We start from the raw sequence: 13,937 nt of genomic DNA on the forward strand, positions 1-13,937 counted from the left end.
TTCGCGGGGCGACGCCCTTGTCCGGCAATGGCCTGATCGCGCAGAGAGGCCCGGAGGGCGCCTTTCTGAAACCCGAGGCCCGCGAGCCCCAAGCGGCCCGGAGGGCGCCTTTCTGAAACCCGAGGCCCGCGAGCCCCAAGCGGAGAACGCCTCTCGCGCGTGATTGGATCTAGCCGGCGCTGTAGGTGACGGCGCGCAGCCCGGCGAGCGACGCGCGAACCGAGGGCGAAAATGCATCCCACCGGAAGTGAGACTTCACGCGACACACGGGATTCGATCTGCACCACGTCTTTGCGACTCGGGCGGTCATCGGCGGTTCCTTCGTGAACAAACAGACAGTAAACATAGTATGCCGATTGTCAACGCGCAAAACGGCTCACAATGTCCTGTACGTATTCGGCCTCACGCTCGATCAGAATGCAGCGTAGCCCCTCGGCCTGCGCGGCGGCGCCGGTGGTGCCGCTGCCGGCGAACGGATCGAGGATCACACCGCCCGGCGGCGTCACGAGGCGCACCAGCCACGACATGAGCGCCACCGGCTTGACAGTCGGGTGTTTCGAGCCCGCACGGTCCACGGCGGATGCCTTGGCGGAATAGAAAAAGCGGGCGGCTGACCCGGAGTTGGCGGCGAACTCGCGCGTCGCTTCCTCTCCGGAAAAGCCGCCATATATCCCGGCGGCCTTCGGGCTATTGCGCGCCCCGCCGCCGCTTGTCGTCTCCGGAAACGCGCCCAGCACCTCGGGCGAGCCGTCGTGCAGCGCGTTCGCCGGCCAGCGTCCCGCGGGGTGCTGCTCGGTGCGCGAAGCGTCCTTGTGCCCCCATCCCGTGCCCGTAAGGTCGTTTTTGCCACCTGTCGAATAGTCGCCCGGGGTGGCCTCGATCCGACACGCCCCGATATTCAACGCGCCGGTGCGCCAGCGAATCACATTCGCGGCCACCGTCTTTTCGCTGCACGACTTGCGCGCAAGGACGATCGGCTCGAATGCGGGTTTCAGGGCCGTGCCCCAGCCTTCCCATTCGGCAGCCTCGTCGCACAATTCACGCTCAACTTTCACACCCTGCTCGCGCATGAACTGACCGGGGCCGGAACCAAATCCTTGCCCGCGATCATTCTCGTCTGAACAGCCGCCCTTATACTTCCCGTGGTTCGGCGAGAATGGATCAGAGCCACCATGCGAAACGCCACGAGCGGCCTTATCAATGGCAACCGCCACGTCGTGCGACTTTGGAAATCCCGTGCCGTAAATCCACATGAGCGAATCGCGGATCTCGAAACCGGCATCCTCGATCGCACACGCCATCCGGTGGTAGCCGCGCGAACCGCCGAACGCCACCATGTGCCCGCCCGGCTTTAGGACGCGCATCACCTCGGCCCACGTCGCCGCCTGGAAAGCGATGTCCCCGCCGTCCCATTGCTTGCCCATAAACCCGGCGCTCTGCCGGGCGTAGAGCCCATCGGTGCCGTGCTTTGCGGGCGCCGCCCCCTCGCCGCCGAATCGCTTGACCACGCTCGTGAGGTGATAGGGCGGGTCCGTGACGACGGAGTCGATGCAGGAGTCGGGCAGCACCCGGAGCGCCTCGCGCATGTCCGCGTGAAACAGCGTGACGGCGTCCGTCAGCGTGTGCGTGGAGGCGGTCATCACAGGATCCCCAATGCGGCGCGGAATTTGTAGTGGCACGCTTGCGTGGCCGCGTCGTCACCCCGGCCGTTTGCTCGCGGCCATGCGGCGAATCTCGGGTCCGCGGCGCACAGCACCTCCATGGCTTCCGCGGCCGTGCCCCACGTGTGCCCGCTGAGTCGAAACCCCGTCGGCACGTGGGTGATGCGCCACGGCTTTTTGCGGACCGGGTTCACCCACTGTTTTGTCGCGTCGTCGAAAAACGCGCACTTGGTCACGGCAAGCGGGCTGCCAACAAACGGGACGAACGCCTGCTGCTCGTTCGGCGGCGCGTGGTCATACAGGCACCGCACCGTCACCGTGGTGGGGATCACTCGGCCGGCTCCATGCTCAGCAGCACCCACGGCATGTGGGGGCTCTTGAACCACGTGAGCAGATAGCGGCCTGGGTACATCAGCGTCCCGTCCTGCCACCGCGACGCCGTCAGCGTCTGAATCGTACGCTTGATCACAGGATCACCCGCGGGCACAGCTCGTGGAGGGCGACGAGGAATCGCGAGCGCGCATATCGTTCGCTGCACGGCGCGATCGACAGATCCTCGATCGGCTCGGCCTGCTCGACCGCGTCCACCCACGGCTGGGGCGGCGTGGAGAGCAGCGCATCGCGCTCGGTGCGCAGCATGCGCAGATCGTAGCGGCGCACCACCGCGGACGTGTCGGGATCGAGCGGGAATGCGTCGAATCCTGCCGCGTAGTGAATCGCGACGTCGAGCCGACGCTTTAGCTCGCGGAACACGCCCTTGACGATCTCGCCCCCGTGGTCGCACGGGAACATCTCGTCCGCCATCGCGGCCAGCGCGGACACCTTCGGGTTCGCGTCGTCGCCGATCACATATTCGTGGACGTCGTGGAGGAGAAACGCCGCGGCGTAGTCGCGCCGGCCCGTGTCCCGCACGATCGCACGCGCGCCCTGCTCGCAGTGCTGCGCCACCGAGTAGGTGCCGCGCTCGGTGTGCCCGGCATAGCGGGGGACGCGGGCGAGCACCGTGGCCACGGTCGGCCAGTGGATCGCCTCGGGCCGCGGGTCCAGATAGTCCAGTTGCCGGCCGCCGAGAGTCTGAATCCAGTGCGCATGTTCGATCATAGGATCACCGAAAAAACAGAGAATGCGGACACGACGAGAATCAGGACGATCACGGCGGCGAGCACCACCTCCGGGATCATCATGACGAGCAGGGCGAGGCGAAGGGCGGTCATTTGAAGACCCCATAGCGGCTGTCGACCCAATCGACGGCGGCGAGAATCTTGTTGGTGCCCCACCGGCCGATGATCAGCCAATCGATCAGATAGAGGGCGCCTTGCGCGACAATCTCCACGGCGCGCAGAGGCATGAACGGCAGCAACAGGATGCCGATCAGGATGGTGCCGAAGAGCCGCCTCATCGGAGTGACGCCCGGCCGCGCAGCGTGATCGCGCAGCCGCCCGCATGCCCGACCGCGATTAGCTCGGCCGCCTCCAGGCGGGCGCGGCCCGCGGCCGAGATCGTGGCGATGTGCCCCGACTTCGTCATGACGCGGTACTGCGCGCCGGGCACCACCCACACGAAAGCCATGGGCGGGTCCAGCGGGCGGCAGAGCGCGGCGAGAAACTCCAGCTCCTCGCTCGCGCCGTTCATGACGCGTAACTCAGCTCGTCGAGCTGGCAGGTGATCAGCCCCGGGCCGAGGATATCCACCCACGCGGCGTGCTCATGGATCGCGAGCAGCGCGCCGGGGAACACCCCGGCATAGAGCACCGAGTCGCCGGCCTGCAGCGCGCGGCGCTTCACGAGCGTGAGCACTTCGGGCTTGGCGAATAGCGTGGGGCCGTGCTCGCTTCCGAGCCGCAGATCCCCCTCGTTGTCGGGGATGGCGTTGACGATGGTCGCCGTGATGGTGACGGTGTCGCCGTTGCGGAACGGGGTCATGCGGAGATCCTCAGTTGACCGGCCGCGATCTGGCGCAGCCGGCGCGCGACTTCGCGCTTTCCGTTGGGGTGGTAGCTGGCGGTCATGCGCTCGCGCTTGGCGGCGCGGTCGCGGCGGCGGTTCTCCCGCTCGGCCCATGCCTGTAGTTGCGCGAGCAGGATTGCGGAGTCGGGGGCCGATTGCGTGCTCGGCCGGCGCTTGGTGCTGCCGAGCGGGCGTCGTGCGGGGCTGGGGCGCTCCATGTCAGCCCTGCCGCGACTTGGTGGCGGCGATCAGGGCCGCCTCGATCTTGTCGAGCGCGTCATTGTCGACGCTGTCGATCCGACCCATGGCGCGCGGGCCGATATCCGCGGCGTCGAGGATGTTCTTGATCGACTCCCACAACTTGGTGGCGCGAGTGCGGGCTTTCATCGTGCGATTCCCTTGAGCTGTTCGGTGATGGTGGCGATGCGCGTCTGCGCCATCGCGTCGTGCCGGTGCTGCTCGACGTGCCGGGTGATGCCGGCGAGCTGACGGTGCAGCCGCTTTTTGAGGCTCGACGGCGCGCAGGTGTCGGCCTTGGCCGCGATGCGCCGCCCCCCGCTTACGCCGGGGTGCATTCCTGCCGATTCCATTTTGGTGGGCTCCAGTTGAGTGACGGCAATCTGGCAGAACGAATGCCGATTGTCAACACCGAATCCGACAGGCACAAAAAAGCCCGCCGATCAGGGCGGGCCGGGCGGTTCGGGGGTGGCGGGGCTACCGCCTGCGGGCCTTGAGTCGGCGCACGTGGCGGGCGTAGCCGCGGGACGGGCGCTTGCGCGGGGCCGCCCAATCGATCCCCTGGAAACAAAACTCGTCGAGCGCGATCACGGTGCCGCGGGTTCCGGCCAAGGGCTTGTCAGCGGTGGAGCCGTAGCCATGGAACAGCACGGCGGATTTTCCGACATCGCGAGGCACCAAGTAGGGCGAGGGAATCCGCCACCCGCGCGTGATCTGCTCGACCATGTGCGCATAGAGATCGGAGGTTAGCAGATTGAGGAACTGCAGATCATCTCCAGGGCGCAGCATCATGGCCGCACCCCGCGGGCCGCGAACCATGCGAGCGTCTCGGGCGAGGGGCGGAACCGGAGGGGCATGCTCAAATCCTCCATGGCCGTGGCGTCCGGGTCCGGGGCCATGCTCCCGGCGTGGAGCGCCACGCCGAGCATGTTGAAAACTTCGATCGGGGCGCCGAGGGCGTTCGCCTCGACGTCCAGGGCGGTGACGGTGAGCTTGTTCGTCATGGGCGGGGTCCTCAGAGGTGGGTGTCGAATCCGGTTTGCTCGGTGAATAGGGGCTGCAGATCCTCGGCGTAGACGCCCTCGTGCTTGGAGATGGTCACGACTCGGGTGCCGCGGATCCAAAGAAACTCGACCTCGTAATCGTCGGCCGGGGTAAGCTTCACGCGCATGTGCGAGACGTTCGCTCCCGCCGGGGTTTTGGCGCCCTTGCCGATTTTGAGCGACAGCGAATCGGCGCCGCCGCAGAGGTTCGTGGCGCCGGTCATGGCGATGAATTTCCGCCCGCCGAGCTGCTCCAAGATGATCTTGGCGACCATCATGTCGGTCATCAAAGCACCTCCTGAATCTGCCGCAGGATTGCGGCCTGTTGGGCGGGGGACATGCGGTTGAAATCCCACGTGCTGGCGATCATCTCGTATTCGATGGCGAGATCGATCAAGTCTTGGCGGCTCATTCCCGTGTCCCTTCGTTCCAACAAAAACACCCTGCGCCTTTCGGTGCAGGGTGTCAACACAAAAACGGACAATCAACAAAGAAAGATCAGGCCATGAGCTTGTCCCGGAGCGCGAACCCCATCAGCGGCCACAACTGCCGAATCGCGTCCTCATAAGCGAACTTGCATCCAAGCTCGGCGTTGAAGTTCTTGGCGCTGGCCGGCGCGCTCTTGCCGATCACCATGAACCCGTTGCGCATGATCAGGATGCAGATCGAGAGCAAACGCAGCGATTCGGAATCCGCGCAGGAGTCGGCCGTCACCGCGAAGATGCCGCGGGTGTTGTATCGGCTCTGAATCGCGGCCTCGATATCGGCGAGGGCCACGCGCTCCCGCGGTGCCTCGGCGACCGCGATGGATTCCGCGTCCGTGTGTTCGATACTCATGGTGTCATCCTTTCGTTGGTGGTGGTTCGAATCATTCGCCCGCGGCCTCCGGAGCGTTGTCCAGCTCGTCCCGGTGGTCAGCGTCGAGTCCACATGGTCAAGCCGATCTGTGCTGTCGAGTAGATCGCCGCGGGGATCACAAAGCCGAGCACGGCCGCAGCGTACATTTGCCAGCCGCCCCCGGCGTTCGCTGTCAGGGCGAAAGCGTTCATCACGGCGCTAACGATCAGGAGGCCGATGACGGTCCATTTTGCATATTTGGCAACGGTGACTTCCGCTTTCTTGGTGGTCGCGCAAAGCTGTGCGGCCTCGCATGCAACGAAGCCGAGATCGATGCTGGCGGCCCACGCCCATGCCTCCCACCCGCCGACAGGGGAGCCGGTGACGAGCGCGAAGCCGGCCGCGAGATGGGACAGCGATAGCACGATCAGCATCAGGGCGACGCCGAGCACGGCCGCTGCACTCGCGGACTGCCACCGGCGGGCGCGCTCGGCGGCACTCAGCCGCTTGCGCTTGGCATGGCGAGGCGGCTTTGCTGCCGGCAGCCGCACGATTTCAGCAACGGACATGATCAGGACTCCTCGATTGATCGCTGGTGGCGTTCGGCTCGGATCTCGTTCTTGAACCGGCGGACGAACTGGCGATTGAAAGCCTGCAGCGTGCGGAGCGCCGCATCATATGCGCCCTTGGCCGCGCGGTACTTCGTGGAGAGCCGGACAGACTCGACGGGCAATCCCCGCGCGCCGCGGGGGAAGGTGCCGAGGGCCACGCTCAGCCGCGCCACGGAGGCGTCCAGCACGGCGCGCATGTTCTTGGCTGCGGCGTAGCTCACGAGAGATCCTCCGTGTCGAAAGCGGTCGGCTCGACCGCGAGATAGCGCGACCGCCGGGGCAGGGTGCCGTCAGCGTTCACGGCCCACACCGAAGCGCCTCGCGCGCCCATCCGCTGCGGGTCCGTCCAGTTGTCCGCGAGCACCCGGGCGTGCGCCTCGTCGTCGCCGTCCAGCTCGCACCACGAACCATCCCGGGCCTCGACAGCCACGATGTAGCGCGCTTTCCGCGCGACCCGGCCGGCGTCACGCTCGGGCGTCATCAGGTCCCGGATCGTGGCGGCTTCGAAGATGGGCATTGTCAGATCCTCCGTGGTGGGGACCGAAGCCCCCGGGGTTGATCAGCTCTCGGCGGCCTGCCGCCGGCCGGCTCGGCTGCCGACTCGGGGGTGCCCGTTGCCGGCGTACTGTTGGGCCCGCTCGACTGCCCGAAGCTGCGCGCTCATGCGAGCAACCTTGCTGCTCGCGTAGGCGAACGGGTCCGCCTCGCCGGCACCCATCGCGTCCTCAAGGGCCTTGTTCCATAGAAACTCGATCTTCTTACTGATGGACATGGCCATGACACTCTCCGTGGTGGTGGGGGCGGCCGGTCCCGGCCGCACGTTCTTTATGCGCTCGCCCCTGCGAAGAGTCAACAATAAAACGGACAATCAACAAACTTTCTCAGCCATCGCGGCGGCGTACATCTCGCGCCACACTTTCGGGAGTCGCTCGCGCCGTTCCTGATCGACGGCGGCGTACAGCGCATTGCGTTGCTGCAGCCGGATTGCCGCGTGGATCTTCTCGCCCGTCGTGTGTCGCGTGCCGCTCGCGCATTTCGTGGCAACGTCCTTGCCTTTCCGGGACTGCAGTTCTTGCCGCTGCAGCGACAGGATTGCCTCGTGCACGGCCCGGCCGTACTCGCGCCGCTCCTCTTTCGTCAGGCCCGACCGTCGCCGCCATTTGGCAACGCCAGCCCCGAGCGCCGGGTAGAGGGGGCCAAACGGTTCGGGCACGAAAACGTCGGGCATGTCAGGACTCCCGGGGGTGGTGGGGGCCGAAGCCCCCGGCTGCTGATCAGTTCCACTCGGGATCCGCGTTCAGCCGCAGTTCCGATTTGATGCTATTGACGCCCGACTTGAACTCGGCGGCCAGCTCGGGGGCTGCGAACTCCGGGCAGTCCACGAGCCCGTACCAAACCTCGCCCTCGTCCCCGATCGAGTTCCGGCCCGCGTAATAAGCCTTGTTGGACAGCTCGACGGTGGTCATTTCGAAACTCCCTGGTGGGTGGCCCGGCCGGTCCCGGCCGCACGTTCTTTATGCGCCCGGCACCGCAGAGAGTCAACAGCAAAACGGACAATCAACAAAGAAAGATCAGGCCACATCCACACGCGACCGAACGCCTTGATTCCGATCGGGTAGACGATTTTGATTTTTCCGAACCGGGCCGCCCTGAACACGATGTACGGGCGGGGCGGGCACCAGCGCCAAGTGTGGCGCCATGCGCTCTCGTCTTCTGGCGCGTCCGGTCGCCACCCCCAGCACACGAGGACGCCGCGACGATCGAGAATCACGTCGTAGCCGACGCGGACGAATAGCCGGTGGCGAATGTGGATGTTCATACTCGCCCCCGGGCCGCTCGGATCGTGTCGTAAAGGTCGCCCGCGAGCGCCTCGTATGCGCCCGCCCCGAGCACGAAATCGAAAGCCTCGCGGATCTCGGCGGTGCGGCTGGTGCCGCGCATCGTCGCGAGCACGTCGGCCCGCAGGAGGATTTTCGCACTGATCGTCTGCTCTTTGGTCATGGCGCGACTCCGGCCGCGAGCTGTTTGACGGCCATGTAGCCCCGGACCGACACGAGCAGGCTGGCGGCGAGCGACAGCGCCCGAGACGCCTCGGCGTTGCCGGATAGCTCGGCCAGCGTGGCGGCGCCGCAGAAGAAATCGAGCGCGGCGGTGTCCCGCTTGACTCCCTTGAGCCCGAGCGCCTCGGCCCGCTCGACGAACGCGGCGGCGACGGCTTTGACGGTGGCAGGCATGATCAGGACTCCTAGAACAGTTTCAATTGGGTGGGGTAGGACGCTTCCCGGATCGCCCGCTTGGCGAGGTATTCCCGGGCGCACTTGACCCGGTAGGCCCGCTCCTCCGCCCGGTTGGCGAGCGCCTCGGCAACCTGCGCCTCGGCCTTGGCCATCGCGGCGGCTGCCTTGGCAGGGGCGACCCGTTCGAACACCTCGCCCGCGGGCATCTTGTAAACCGGGAGATCGACCCGGCAGACGACATAGGCGAACCGGCCGGACCGGACGACTTCGAAGTGGGTGGTTGCAAGCGCCTCGGCCATTTCTCAGTCCTCCGTTCCAACAAAGCTACCTTGCGCCCGGCCGTGCGGAGAGTCAACACGAAAACGGACAATCAACAAAGAATCTTGCCATTCAATTTTCCGGTCGGCCCGGTACCGCGGGGGAGGGACGAGGTGCCGAACGCATCGAAGTCGCACCACGGATCGATGCGGCACGCCTCGGTGCGGGCAGCCTCCACGCGGGCGAGCGCGGCCTCGTGAGTAGGGAGCGGGCCGACGAGCCACCCGGTTCGCTTGCCGCGGATCACGGTCACGTAGAAGTCGCGGGCGGGCTCGGCGTTCGGCGCGGTCAGCAAGCGCCAGTCGATCGCGTCACTGTGGAGCGACCGCTCCAAGAATCGGCGCGGATACTTGCGCTCGATTTCTTTGATTCGCGCTTCCGTCTCGGTGGTGCTGGCGGGGGTCATGATCAGGGCTCCTTGGGCAGATTGGCAATTGCAGCGGCCAGCTCGACGTGGAATCGTTTGGGCACTTTCTTTCCCGTGCCCTGCAGATCGTCGAATAGCTCGGGCAGCCTGTTGTCGTCGACATACGCCCACGACCGATCTTCCACGCTCCCCCCGGCGTCGCACACGTCGCGGACGAGCACCAGATGATAGCCGTCACGGGCGAGGGCTTTGCGCAGGTACGCGGAGTCGTAGTCCAACTGATTCGAGTGGTCGTGATCTTGAATATCGCCATGTGCATCCACGGCTTCGATGTCCCATTCGTAACAGGTGGGCATGATCAGGAGTCCTTGGTGGTGGTGGGGGCCGAAGCCCCCGGGCGGCATTTTACTCGGCGACCTTCCAATCGGCGAGCCGCTTTCGCAGATATTCTAGGTCGGCCACTACGCCCTGAATATCCCCCTGCAGTTTCCAAATCGCGTTTCTATAAACGCTTTCGTAGCTGCCGCGCCGGTGCCGCTCGATCGTCGGGCTTGCCGGGTTGAAACCGTCCGGCCGCGTGACCGTGGCGAGCTTGCCCCACGCGTCCACCGTGTACTTCAACTCTGCCGGCGGGCTGGACTGCATCGTGGCGAGCGCCAATTCCGCCCGAGCCTTGAACGCCTCGGCCAACTCGATCGCCCGCGGCAGGGCATCGCAGGCCACCTCATAGGGCCGAAACTTGGCGCCGAAGCAGGAGGCCGTCTGCCACCCGTCGCCGGGCCGCTTGTAGCCGTGGTGCGCGATGGTGCCGGTGTTTGCCTTGATCATCCGGCCGCATATCTGACAGTGGGGGGCCATGGCGCTCTCCGTGGTGGGGGCGGCCGGTCCCGGCCGCACGTTCTTTATGCGCTCGCCCCTGCAGAGAGTCAACACTAAAACGGACAATCAACACGAATTTGTGGAAGGAAAAAGCGCGACTGCCTCGCGCGCAATCCGGCGCGAATCGTTGGCGCCGTCCGCAATCAGTTGGCATGCTGCCTTGCAGGCGAGCATCGCGCGCTCGGTGGCAGCCTTGAATTCGGCCGCCTCCTCGCGGGCGCGGGCGGCCTCCTGCCACTGGCGTTGCCGATCGTCGGCGCGCTTGCGCTCCACCTCGGGATCGTGCTGGTGGCAGTAGCCAATATCGTCACGCGTGACGGTCGCGGTGCGCCTGCATTGCGAGAGGCTCGGCCAACGGCCCTCGCCACGAACCGCAGCGCGGCATCTTCCGGACGCGGGGGCGTCGCCGTATCGGGATTTCCAAAGGTTCGTCATGTCGTGAGTCCTTTCTGTCAGATCACCAATCCGTGGTCGCGGCAGATGGTGGGGATTAGCAGGTAGCTCGGATCGTCCGCTCCCCAAAACCTGAACTTTCCGCTGGCGTCCAGGGTGCCGTGAAAGCCGATGTTGCCACCGTAGCCGCCGTAACTATTTTTCGAATTGACCCACCCGCAGACGCGCGTCTCGGTGGCGTTCGCGCCAGCAACGATCGTGCCGAACCGAGCCGAGTCGGGATCCTTTAGGTGGGTGCGAACCTCGGCCTCGATCGCCTTGCGCTGTGCCTCCGTGAGCGTCACGAGCCGGTCCATGGGAATGTCCGGCTTGGCCGTGGCGCAGCCGGCGAGCACGGTGGCGGCGAGCAGCATGGCGGTGGCTTTCATCTCGGTATCCCCCGGGTTGGTTCCAGGGGATAGTAGCTCCAGGTGGTGCGGGATCACCACCCGTAATTGCTGGCGCAGGTGGGGCCGATGCCGGCCGCGATGCTGTCGGGGTCGGTCAGCTCCCGGCCGCAGCATGAGCACGAGCGGGTTTTGAGCCCGTACGCCTTGGCGCTGGCGAGCGGGTCGACCGATGCGGCCTGGACGGCGGCAGCCTGCTCGGGGGTGCATGACCGGAGCGCGATGAACCGGCCCTCGACGATCTTGCCGAGGTATTCGCCCCGCATCCCGGTCTTCACGTAGATGGCGCCCGGGTTGGCGCTGTCCGCCTTGGCAGCCGAGAACACCGCGCCTTCGGTCCGCAGCATCACCCGGCCGGCGCCGTCCCGGCTCGCCCGAGCGGCCGCAAATGCCGCCTCGATCTTGCTGGTGTCGATCGCCGGGGCTGCCTTGGCCTGCTCGGCCCGCGCCGCCTTGCCCGCGGCGAGCTTGGCGACAGCCGACTCGCAGGCGGCGAGCTGGCGCTCGGTGAGGCTGCCCCACTTCCGGACCGCCTCCAGCATGGACGCGGCGAACGTGGAATAGGGGGCGCTCGACTCGATCCAGGCGGCGACCTCGGGGTTGCCGCACCGGAACACATACCAAGCGCCATCGGCGTCCCGCTCTTTCCGCGCGACCGCGTCGGCCCGATTGGCTGCCCGTGCCTGGGGGGCGGTTTTGAACGACCGGGTGCCCTTGCCATGGCACGCGAAGCAGGAGCCCCAGTTGCCGTACCGGCCCGTGCCGCCGCACTTCCGGCAGGACTCGGTGTAGTTCGGCGGGCTGTAGCTGGCCGGCGGCGCCTTGGCGACGCGCGAGGGGAGGTTGGTGCCGGCGCTGTCGCCGAACAGCTCGTCCAGGGGGTCGTCCTCGAATTCCAGGGTGGACATGATGGGCTCCTCTTTCCTGCCGACACCCTGGCAGCACGCGTGCCGACAGTCAACAAGAAAACGGACAAAATAAATCATTTTAATTTATCCGTCTTTGTTCTGCCATTCTTGGCCGAACCGCCCGGTTCGATCGAGCCAAAAATAGAACATGGAGCGTTCGTGTTCTATTTTTCAGGTACTAAATGTTCTGTTTTTTGGGCTAGCCCGACGTTGAAATATATGAGCTATTAGACACTTTAGAACATAGAACATAGAACATGGGGTATACATACACAGGCGAGAACCATAGGTTGTATATACGCATATTACGTTACGCATCACACATGAAATATGTCAAAGGGCAATGTTCTATGTTCTGTGTTCTAAAGTGTCTAATTCCCCTATTGAATCAACGAAATTGACCTCGAAAAATAGAACATGGAGGCCCAAAAACAGGGGGGCTTCGTGTTCTATGTTCTATTCGCTCAACCCGTGGACGCGGCCCGGGGCTGTCTGCGTTGCTGTGGTTGCGGACAAATAGGCGTTGACAATCGGCATAGCGAGCGGACAATCTGCGGCACCAAATTAGCGAGGTGCCCCCCATGCCAATCCAGCCCGTCGTCACTGTCACAATTTCCGGCCCGGAGGGGTCGGGCAAGCAAATCGTCGCCGCAATGGTGCAGGAGGCGCTCCACGACTATGGCGTGGATGCGCGGCACGATCCCCAGCTCTACCGCCCGCCGGTCAACTGGCGGCAGATCCGCGAGCGGGCGCGAGCGTGGCCGCGGCCCCTCGTCGTGCAGATCCTCGAATTGCAGGGGGCTTGACGTGAATCACCTCACCCCGTCGACCGTCCGCGCCCCTGCGCCGAACCACCTCACCCTGGAGGGCGCCCTCGCGCTCGCCGAGCGGATCGAGCAATATTGGATCCGGCGCGGCTACGACAATGTGGTGGCGGGCGCCTACCCGGTGCCGGCATTCGACGGCACCCCCGCGTACGGCATCCGGTCCAATGTGCTCGAATGTATCCGGGCGGGGCGGGTCAACGCTGCGCCGTGGGTGCATTTTTGACGTCGCGCAAAATCCGGCGGGCCGCCGCTAGGGCGCCCACCTACGGCGAGATTGTTGCCGAGGTGGAACGCATCGCCCATCGGGGAAAAGAGCCGGTGGCGACAGGCCAGACGATCGTGCGGGCATATCTGGCGCAGGCGCCGATAGAGCGGCTCAAGCGCAGCGGGGCGCTCGACGTGTGGGAGCTGTCCGCCCTGGACGGGCTGATGCACGCCTATCATACCTCGATCGGCCAGACGGCAGGGCACGATGCTGCGCTCGGGATCGTGCCGACGCCTCGGCCCGATCAGGCGGACGACTCGGCGGCCCGGCGCGTGGACGTGCTGCGCGTATATTTCCGCTGGCGCGACGATCTCAAGGGGCGACCCGAGCACGTGGCTGCAAGGGGCGTGCTGTTTGACGAGCGCCCGCTGCGGGCGATCGAGCGCGAGAATCATTGGCGCAACGGCAGTGCCACCGAGCACCTGCGGGCAGCCATCCGTCATTTTGCGGCCTTGTGCGGGGGCGCCCCACGAGGCAGAAAGTGGCGCATTTGTTGATTATCGGCACGTTAGTTGACAATTGGGACCGAGATCGAGTATGGAGGCGCATGGGTGGTTTTCCGCTTCTCACCACCACCCGACGCCGCCTTGCCCGTCCGACCATCTATCGGACGGGCTTTTTTGTAGCGCCTTTCCGCTGTGCATATGGCCAGCACGCACCACCCCGTGGCTCATGAGTCCCTGTGTGTGGGTGACGATGCGGTTCGCTGTATGCGCAGCGGAGGGGCGAGCCCCTATCCAATGGTGCCCGCGCACGTGTTGCCTTCCTGCCCCTCTGCGACTGGTGGCGCGAGGTGTGGCAGCCATAGGCGCGCTGTGCGCGGGCACCTGTTGAGGGCTGCACCATGTGGGACGAGGCAGCATGGCGCGCAGGTGTGCGCAGGCGCGCATGGCAGGCGTTGGTGGCGGCAGCATGCGGCTACGCCTTTGGGCTGATCGCTTCGTATTTATTCGGGTGAGACG

The 13,937-nt window shown here is 65.5% G+C and carries 34 protein-coding genes; 3 read left to right on the forward strand and 31 right to left on the reverse strand.

Features of this window, described 5'->3' with window-relative positions; genetic code table 11:
- Window positions 1–359: 359 nt before the first annotated feature.
- From HXX10_RS07450 to HXX10_RS07600, 31 genes are all read right to left on the reverse strand, one after another.
- Window positions 360–1,640 carry a site-specific DNA-methyltransferase gene (locus HXX10_RS07450; RefSeq protein ID WP_296521226.1) on the reverse strand — a complete coding sequence of 427 codons (1,281 nt, stop codon included), beginning with the start codon at window positions 1,638–1,640 and terminating at the stop codon, window positions 360–362.
- On the reverse strand, window positions 1,640–1,993 hold the full coding sequence (locus HXX10_RS07455; RefSeq protein ID WP_296521227.1) for a hypothetical protein: 354 nt from the start codon (window positions 1,991–1,993) through the stop codon (window positions 1,640–1,642). Before HXX10_RS07455 ends, HXX10_RS07450 begins: the two co-directional genes overlap by 1 nt.
- Window positions 1,990–2,130 (reverse strand): hypothetical protein, encoded by a 141-nt coding sequence (locus HXX10_RS07460; RefSeq protein WP_296521229.1) that lies wholly within the window; start codon window positions 2,128–2,130, stop codon window positions 1,990–1,992. Before HXX10_RS07460 ends, HXX10_RS07455 begins: the two co-directional genes overlap by 4 nt.
- Window positions 2,127–2,762 carry a hypothetical protein gene (locus tag HXX10_RS07465; protein WP_296521230.1) on the reverse strand — a complete coding sequence of 212 codons (636 nt, stop codon included), beginning with the start codon at window positions 2,760–2,762 and terminating at the stop codon, window positions 2,127–2,129. The genes HXX10_RS07460 and HXX10_RS07465 overlap by 4 nt, the downstream gene beginning before the upstream one ends.
- 109 nt (window positions 2,763–2,871) lie before the next feature.
- Window positions 2,872–3,060 (reverse strand): hypothetical protein, encoded by a 189-nt coding sequence (locus tag HXX10_RS07470; protein WP_296521232.1) that lies wholly within the window; start codon window positions 3,058–3,060, stop codon window positions 2,872–2,874.
- Complete coding sequence (locus tag HXX10_RS07475; protein WP_296521233.1) at window positions 3,057–3,293, reverse strand: hypothetical protein; 237 nt, start codon at window positions 3,291–3,293, stop codon at window positions 3,057–3,059. The genes HXX10_RS07470 and HXX10_RS07475 overlap by 4 nt, the downstream gene beginning before the upstream one ends.
- A complete protein-coding gene (locus tag HXX10_RS07480; RefSeq protein WP_296521236.1) occupies window positions 3,290–3,583 on the reverse strand; it encodes a hypothetical protein in 294 nt (97 codons plus the stop codon). The genes HXX10_RS07475 and HXX10_RS07480 overlap by 4 nt, the downstream gene beginning before the upstream one ends.
- Complete coding sequence (locus tag HXX10_RS07485; protein WP_296521238.1) at window positions 3,580–3,825, reverse strand: hypothetical protein; 246 nt, start codon at window positions 3,823–3,825, stop codon at window positions 3,580–3,582. The genes HXX10_RS07480 and HXX10_RS07485 overlap by 4 nt, the downstream gene beginning before the upstream one ends.
- 1 nt (window position 3,826) lies before the next feature.
- Entirely contained in the window at window positions 3,827–3,994 is a 168-nt protein-coding gene (locus HXX10_RS07490; protein WP_296521240.1) for a hypothetical protein, read from the reverse strand.
- Window positions 3,991–4,272 (reverse strand): hypothetical protein, encoded by a 282-nt coding sequence (locus tag HXX10_RS07495; protein ID WP_296521241.1) that lies wholly within the window; start codon window positions 4,270–4,272, stop codon window positions 3,991–3,993. Before HXX10_RS07495 ends, HXX10_RS07490 begins: the two co-directional genes overlap by 4 nt.
- A 49-nt stretch (window positions 4,273–4,321) precedes the next feature.
- Window positions 4,322–4,636, reverse strand: coding sequence for a hypothetical protein (locus tag HXX10_RS07500; protein ID WP_296521243.1), 315 nt, complete (start codon window positions 4,634–4,636; stop codon window positions 4,322–4,324).
- Complete coding sequence (locus tag HXX10_RS07505; protein WP_296521244.1) at window positions 4,633–4,848, reverse strand: hypothetical protein; 216 nt, start codon at window positions 4,846–4,848, stop codon at window positions 4,633–4,635. Before HXX10_RS07505 ends, HXX10_RS07500 begins: the two co-directional genes overlap by 4 nt.
- An 11-nt stretch (window positions 4,849–4,859) precedes the next feature.
- Entirely contained in the window at window positions 4,860–5,174 is a 315-nt protein-coding gene (locus HXX10_RS07510) for a hypothetical protein (protein WP_296521246.1), read from the reverse strand.
- Entirely contained in the window at window positions 5,174–5,299 is a 126-nt protein-coding gene (locus HXX10_RS07515; RefSeq protein ID WP_296521248.1) for a hypothetical protein, read from the reverse strand. Before HXX10_RS07515 ends, HXX10_RS07510 begins: the two co-directional genes overlap by 1 nt.
- A gap of 86 nt (window positions 5,300–5,385) precedes the next feature.
- Complete coding sequence (locus HXX10_RS07520) at window positions 5,386–5,724, reverse strand: Gp49 family protein (protein WP_296521250.1); 339 nt, start codon at window positions 5,722–5,724, stop codon at window positions 5,386–5,388.
- Window positions 5,725–5,801: 77 nt separating this feature from the next.
- Entirely contained in the window at window positions 5,802–6,293 is a 492-nt protein-coding gene (locus HXX10_RS07525) for a hypothetical protein (protein WP_296521252.1), read from the reverse strand.
- Between the two features lie 2 nt (window positions 6,294–6,295).
- Window positions 6,296–6,556: a hypothetical protein gene (locus HXX10_RS07530; RefSeq protein WP_296521253.1), complete on the reverse strand. Its 261-nt coding sequence runs from the start codon at window positions 6,554–6,556 to the stop codon at window positions 6,296–6,298.
- On the reverse strand, window positions 6,553–6,852 hold the full coding sequence (locus HXX10_RS07535) for a hypothetical protein (protein WP_296521254.1): 300 nt from the start codon (window positions 6,850–6,852) through the stop codon (window positions 6,553–6,555). The genes HXX10_RS07530 and HXX10_RS07535 overlap by 4 nt, the downstream gene beginning before the upstream one ends.
- A gap of 42 nt (window positions 6,853–6,894) precedes the next feature.
- Window positions 6,895–7,113 (reverse strand): hypothetical protein, encoded by a 219-nt coding sequence (locus HXX10_RS07540; protein ID WP_296521256.1) that lies wholly within the window; start codon window positions 7,111–7,113, stop codon window positions 6,895–6,897.
- A gap of 90 nt (window positions 7,114–7,203) precedes the next feature.
- A complete protein-coding gene (locus HXX10_RS07545; protein WP_296521259.1) occupies window positions 7,204–7,563 on the reverse strand; it encodes a hypothetical protein in 360 nt (119 codons plus the stop codon).
- 46 nt (window positions 7,564–7,609) lie between these two features.
- A complete protein-coding gene (locus HXX10_RS07550; RefSeq protein WP_296521260.1) occupies window positions 7,610–7,801 on the reverse strand; it encodes a hypothetical protein in 192 nt (63 codons plus the stop codon).
- On the reverse strand, window positions 7,798–8,154 hold the full coding sequence (locus HXX10_RS07555) for a hypothetical protein (RefSeq protein ID WP_296521262.1): 357 nt from the start codon (window positions 8,152–8,154) through the stop codon (window positions 7,798–7,800). The genes HXX10_RS07550 and HXX10_RS07555 overlap by 4 nt, the downstream gene beginning before the upstream one ends.
- On the reverse strand, window positions 8,151–8,336 hold the full coding sequence (locus HXX10_RS07560; protein ID WP_296521264.1) for a hypothetical protein: 186 nt from the start codon (window positions 8,334–8,336) through the stop codon (window positions 8,151–8,153). The genes HXX10_RS07555 and HXX10_RS07560 overlap by 4 nt, the downstream gene beginning before the upstream one ends.
- Window positions 8,333–8,569, reverse strand: coding sequence for a hypothetical protein (locus tag HXX10_RS07565; RefSeq protein WP_296521267.1), 237 nt, complete (start codon window positions 8,567–8,569; stop codon window positions 8,333–8,335). The genes HXX10_RS07560 and HXX10_RS07565 overlap by 4 nt, the downstream gene beginning before the upstream one ends.
- An 11-nt stretch (window positions 8,570–8,580) precedes the next feature.
- Entirely contained in the window at window positions 8,581–8,871 is a 291-nt protein-coding gene (locus tag HXX10_RS07570; protein ID WP_296521270.1) for a hypothetical protein, read from the reverse strand.
- A gap of 71 nt (window positions 8,872–8,942) precedes the next feature.
- A complete protein-coding gene (locus HXX10_RS07575) occupies window positions 8,943–9,296 on the reverse strand; it encodes a hypothetical protein (RefSeq protein WP_296521272.1) in 354 nt (117 codons plus the stop codon).
- Between the two features lie 2 nt (window positions 9,297–9,298).
- Entirely contained in the window at window positions 9,299–9,613 is a 315-nt protein-coding gene (locus HXX10_RS07580; RefSeq protein ID WP_296521275.1) for a hypothetical protein, read from the reverse strand.
- A 49-nt stretch (window positions 9,614–9,662) separates the two neighbouring features.
- The gene (locus HXX10_RS07585) at window positions 9,663–10,115 is read right to left on the reverse strand and encodes a hypothetical protein (RefSeq protein ID WP_296521277.1); all 453 of its coding nucleotides are present in this window, start codon (window positions 10,113–10,115) and stop codon (window positions 9,663–9,665) included.
- Window positions 10,116–10,202: 87 nt separating this feature from the next.
- Window positions 10,203–10,571 carry a hypothetical protein gene (locus HXX10_RS07590; protein ID WP_296521279.1) on the reverse strand — a complete coding sequence of 123 codons (369 nt, stop codon included), beginning with the start codon at window positions 10,569–10,571 and terminating at the stop codon, window positions 10,203–10,205.
- A 17-nt stretch (window positions 10,572–10,588) separates the two neighbouring features.
- Window positions 10,589–10,957, reverse strand: coding sequence for a hypothetical protein (locus HXX10_RS07595; protein WP_296521281.1), 369 nt, complete (start codon window positions 10,955–10,957; stop codon window positions 10,589–10,591).
- A 53-nt stretch (window positions 10,958–11,010) separates the two neighbouring features.
- Entirely contained in the window at window positions 11,011–11,961 is a 951-nt protein-coding gene (locus HXX10_RS07600) for a DUF6011 domain-containing protein (RefSeq protein WP_296521283.1), read from the reverse strand.
- Window positions 11,962–12,464: 503 nt separating this feature from the next.
- Here HXX10_RS07600 and HXX10_RS07605 point away from each other — a divergent pair.
- Genes HXX10_RS07605 through HXX10_RS07615 form a run of 3 tightly spaced genes read left to right on the forward strand, consistent with a single transcriptional unit; the run spans window position 12,465 to window position 13,472 of the window.
- On the forward strand, window positions 12,465–12,689 hold the full coding sequence (locus tag HXX10_RS07605; RefSeq protein ID WP_296521285.1) for a hypothetical protein: 225 nt from the start codon (window positions 12,465–12,467) through the stop codon (window positions 12,687–12,689).
- A gap of 1 nt (window position 12,690) precedes the next feature.
- Window positions 12,691–12,933, forward strand: coding sequence for a hypothetical protein (locus tag HXX10_RS07610; RefSeq protein WP_296521287.1), 243 nt, complete (start codon window positions 12,691–12,693; stop codon window positions 12,931–12,933).
- On the forward strand, window positions 12,930–13,472 hold the full coding sequence (locus HXX10_RS07615) for a hypothetical protein (protein WP_296521289.1): 543 nt from the start codon (window positions 12,930–12,932) through the stop codon (window positions 13,470–13,472). The genes HXX10_RS07610 and HXX10_RS07615 overlap by 4 nt, the downstream gene beginning before the upstream one ends.
- The last annotated feature ends 465 nt before the right edge of the window (window positions 13,473–13,937 follow it).

This window comes from Rhodoplanes sp., from assembly GCF_013377085.1.
In the GTDB taxonomy this organism is placed as follows: Bacteria; Pseudomonadota; Alphaproteobacteria; order Rhizobiales; family Xanthobacteraceae; genus Rhodoplanes.

What these genes read in the sequence shown, in the direction of transcription:
- HXX10_RS07450 (WP_296521226.1), bottom strand. Translation starts at nt 1,640, where the DNA reads ATGACCGCCTCCACGCACACGCTGACGGACGCCGTCACGCTGTTTCAC.
- HXX10_RS07465 (WP_296521230.1), bottom strand. Translation starts at nt 2,762, where the DNA reads ATGATCGAACATGCGCACTGGATTCAGACTCTCGGCGGCCGGCAACTG.
- HXX10_RS07470 (WP_296521232.1), bottom strand. Translation starts at nt 3,060, where the DNA reads ATGAGGCGGCTCTTCGGCACCATCCTGATCGGCATCCTGTTGCTGCCG.
- HXX10_RS07475 (WP_296521233.1), bottom strand. Translation starts at nt 3,293, where the DNA reads ATGAACGGCGCGAGCGAGGAGCTGGAGTTTCTCGCCGCGCTCTGCCGC.
- HXX10_RS07480 (WP_296521236.1), bottom strand. Translation starts at nt 3,583, where the DNA reads ATGACCCCGTTCCGCAACGGCGACACCGTCACCATCACGGCGACCATC.
- HXX10_RS07485 (WP_296521238.1), bottom strand. Translation starts at nt 3,825, where the DNA reads ATGGAGCGCCCCAGCCCCGCACGACGCCCGCTCGGCAGCACCAAGCGC.
- HXX10_RS07490 (WP_296521240.1), bottom strand. Translation starts at nt 3,994, where the DNA reads ATGAAAGCCCGCACTCGCGCCACCAAGTTGTGGGAGTCGATCAAGAAC.
- HXX10_RS07500 (WP_296521243.1), bottom strand. Translation starts at nt 4,636, where the DNA reads ATGATGCTGCGCCCTGGAGATGATCTGCAGTTCCTCAATCTGCTAACC.
- HXX10_RS07505 (WP_296521244.1), bottom strand. Translation starts at nt 4,848, where the DNA reads ATGACGAACAAGCTCACCGTCACCGCCCTGGACGTCGAGGCGAACGCC.
- HXX10_RS07510 (WP_296521246.1), bottom strand. Translation starts at nt 5,174, where the DNA reads ATGACCGACATGATGGTCGCCAAGATCATCTTGGAGCAGCTCGGCGGG.
- HXX10_RS07515 (WP_296521248.1), bottom strand. Translation starts at nt 5,299, where the DNA reads ATGAGCCGCCAAGACTTGATCGATCTCGCCATCGAATACGAGATGATC.
- HXX10_RS07520 (WP_296521250.1), bottom strand. Translation starts at nt 5,724, where the DNA reads ATGAGTATCGAACACACGGACGCGGAATCCATCGCGGTCGCCGAGGCA.
- HXX10_RS07525 (WP_296521252.1), bottom strand. Translation starts at nt 6,293, where the DNA reads ATGTCCGTTGCTGAAATCGTGCGGCTGCCGGCAGCAAAGCCGCCTCGC.
- HXX10_RS07535 (WP_296521254.1), bottom strand. Translation starts at nt 6,852, where the DNA reads ATGCCCATCTTCGAAGCCGCCACGATCCGGGACCTGATGACGCCCGAG.
- HXX10_RS07540 (WP_296521256.1), bottom strand. Translation starts at nt 7,113, where the DNA reads ATGGCCATGTCCATCAGTAAGAAGATCGAGTTTCTATGGAACAAGGCC.
- HXX10_RS07545 (WP_296521259.1), bottom strand. Translation starts at nt 7,563, where the DNA reads ATGCCCGACGTTTTCGTGCCCGAACCGTTTGGCCCCCTCTACCCGGCG.
- HXX10_RS07550 (WP_296521260.1), bottom strand. Translation starts at nt 7,801, where the DNA reads ATGACCACCGTCGAGCTGTCCAACAAGGCTTATTACGCGGGCCGGAAC.
- HXX10_RS07555 (WP_296521262.1), bottom strand. Translation starts at nt 8,154, where the DNA reads ATGAACATCCACATTCGCCACCGGCTATTCGTCCGCGTCGGCTACGAC.
- HXX10_RS07560 (WP_296521264.1), bottom strand. Translation starts at nt 8,336, where the DNA reads ATGACCAAAGAGCAGACGATCAGTGCGAAAATCCTCCTGCGGGCCGAC.
- HXX10_RS07565 (WP_296521267.1), bottom strand. Translation starts at nt 8,569, where the DNA reads ATGCCTGCCACCGTCAAAGCCGTCGCCGCCGCGTTCGTCGAGCGGGCC.
- HXX10_RS07570 (WP_296521270.1), bottom strand. Translation starts at nt 8,871, where the DNA reads ATGGCCGAGGCGCTTGCAACCACCCACTTCGAAGTCGTCCGGTCCGGC.
- HXX10_RS07575 (WP_296521272.1), bottom strand. Translation starts at nt 9,296, where the DNA reads ATGACCCCCGCCAGCACCACCGAGACGGAAGCGCGAATCAAAGAAATC.
- HXX10_RS07580 (WP_296521275.1), bottom strand. Translation starts at nt 9,613, where the DNA reads ATGCCCACCTGTTACGAATGGGACATCGAAGCCGTGGATGCACATGGC.
- HXX10_RS07585 (WP_296521277.1), bottom strand. Translation starts at nt 10,115, where the DNA reads ATGGCCCCCCACTGTCAGATATGCGGCCGGATGATCAAGGCAAACACC.
- HXX10_RS07590 (WP_296521279.1), bottom strand. Translation starts at nt 10,571, where the DNA reads ATGACGAACCTTTGGAAATCCCGATACGGCGACGCCCCCGCGTCCGGA.
- HXX10_RS07595 (WP_296521281.1), bottom strand. Translation starts at nt 10,957, where the DNA reads ATGAAAGCCACCGCCATGCTGCTCGCCGCCACCGTGCTCGCCGGCTGC.
- HXX10_RS07600 (WP_296521283.1), bottom strand. Translation starts at nt 11,961, where the DNA reads ATGATTTATTTTGTCCGTTTTCTTGTTGACTGTCGGCACGCGTGCTGC.
- HXX10_RS07605 (WP_296521285.1), top strand. Translation starts at nt 12,465, where the DNA reads ATGCCAATCCAGCCCGTCGTCACTGTCACAATTTCCGGCCCGGAGGGG.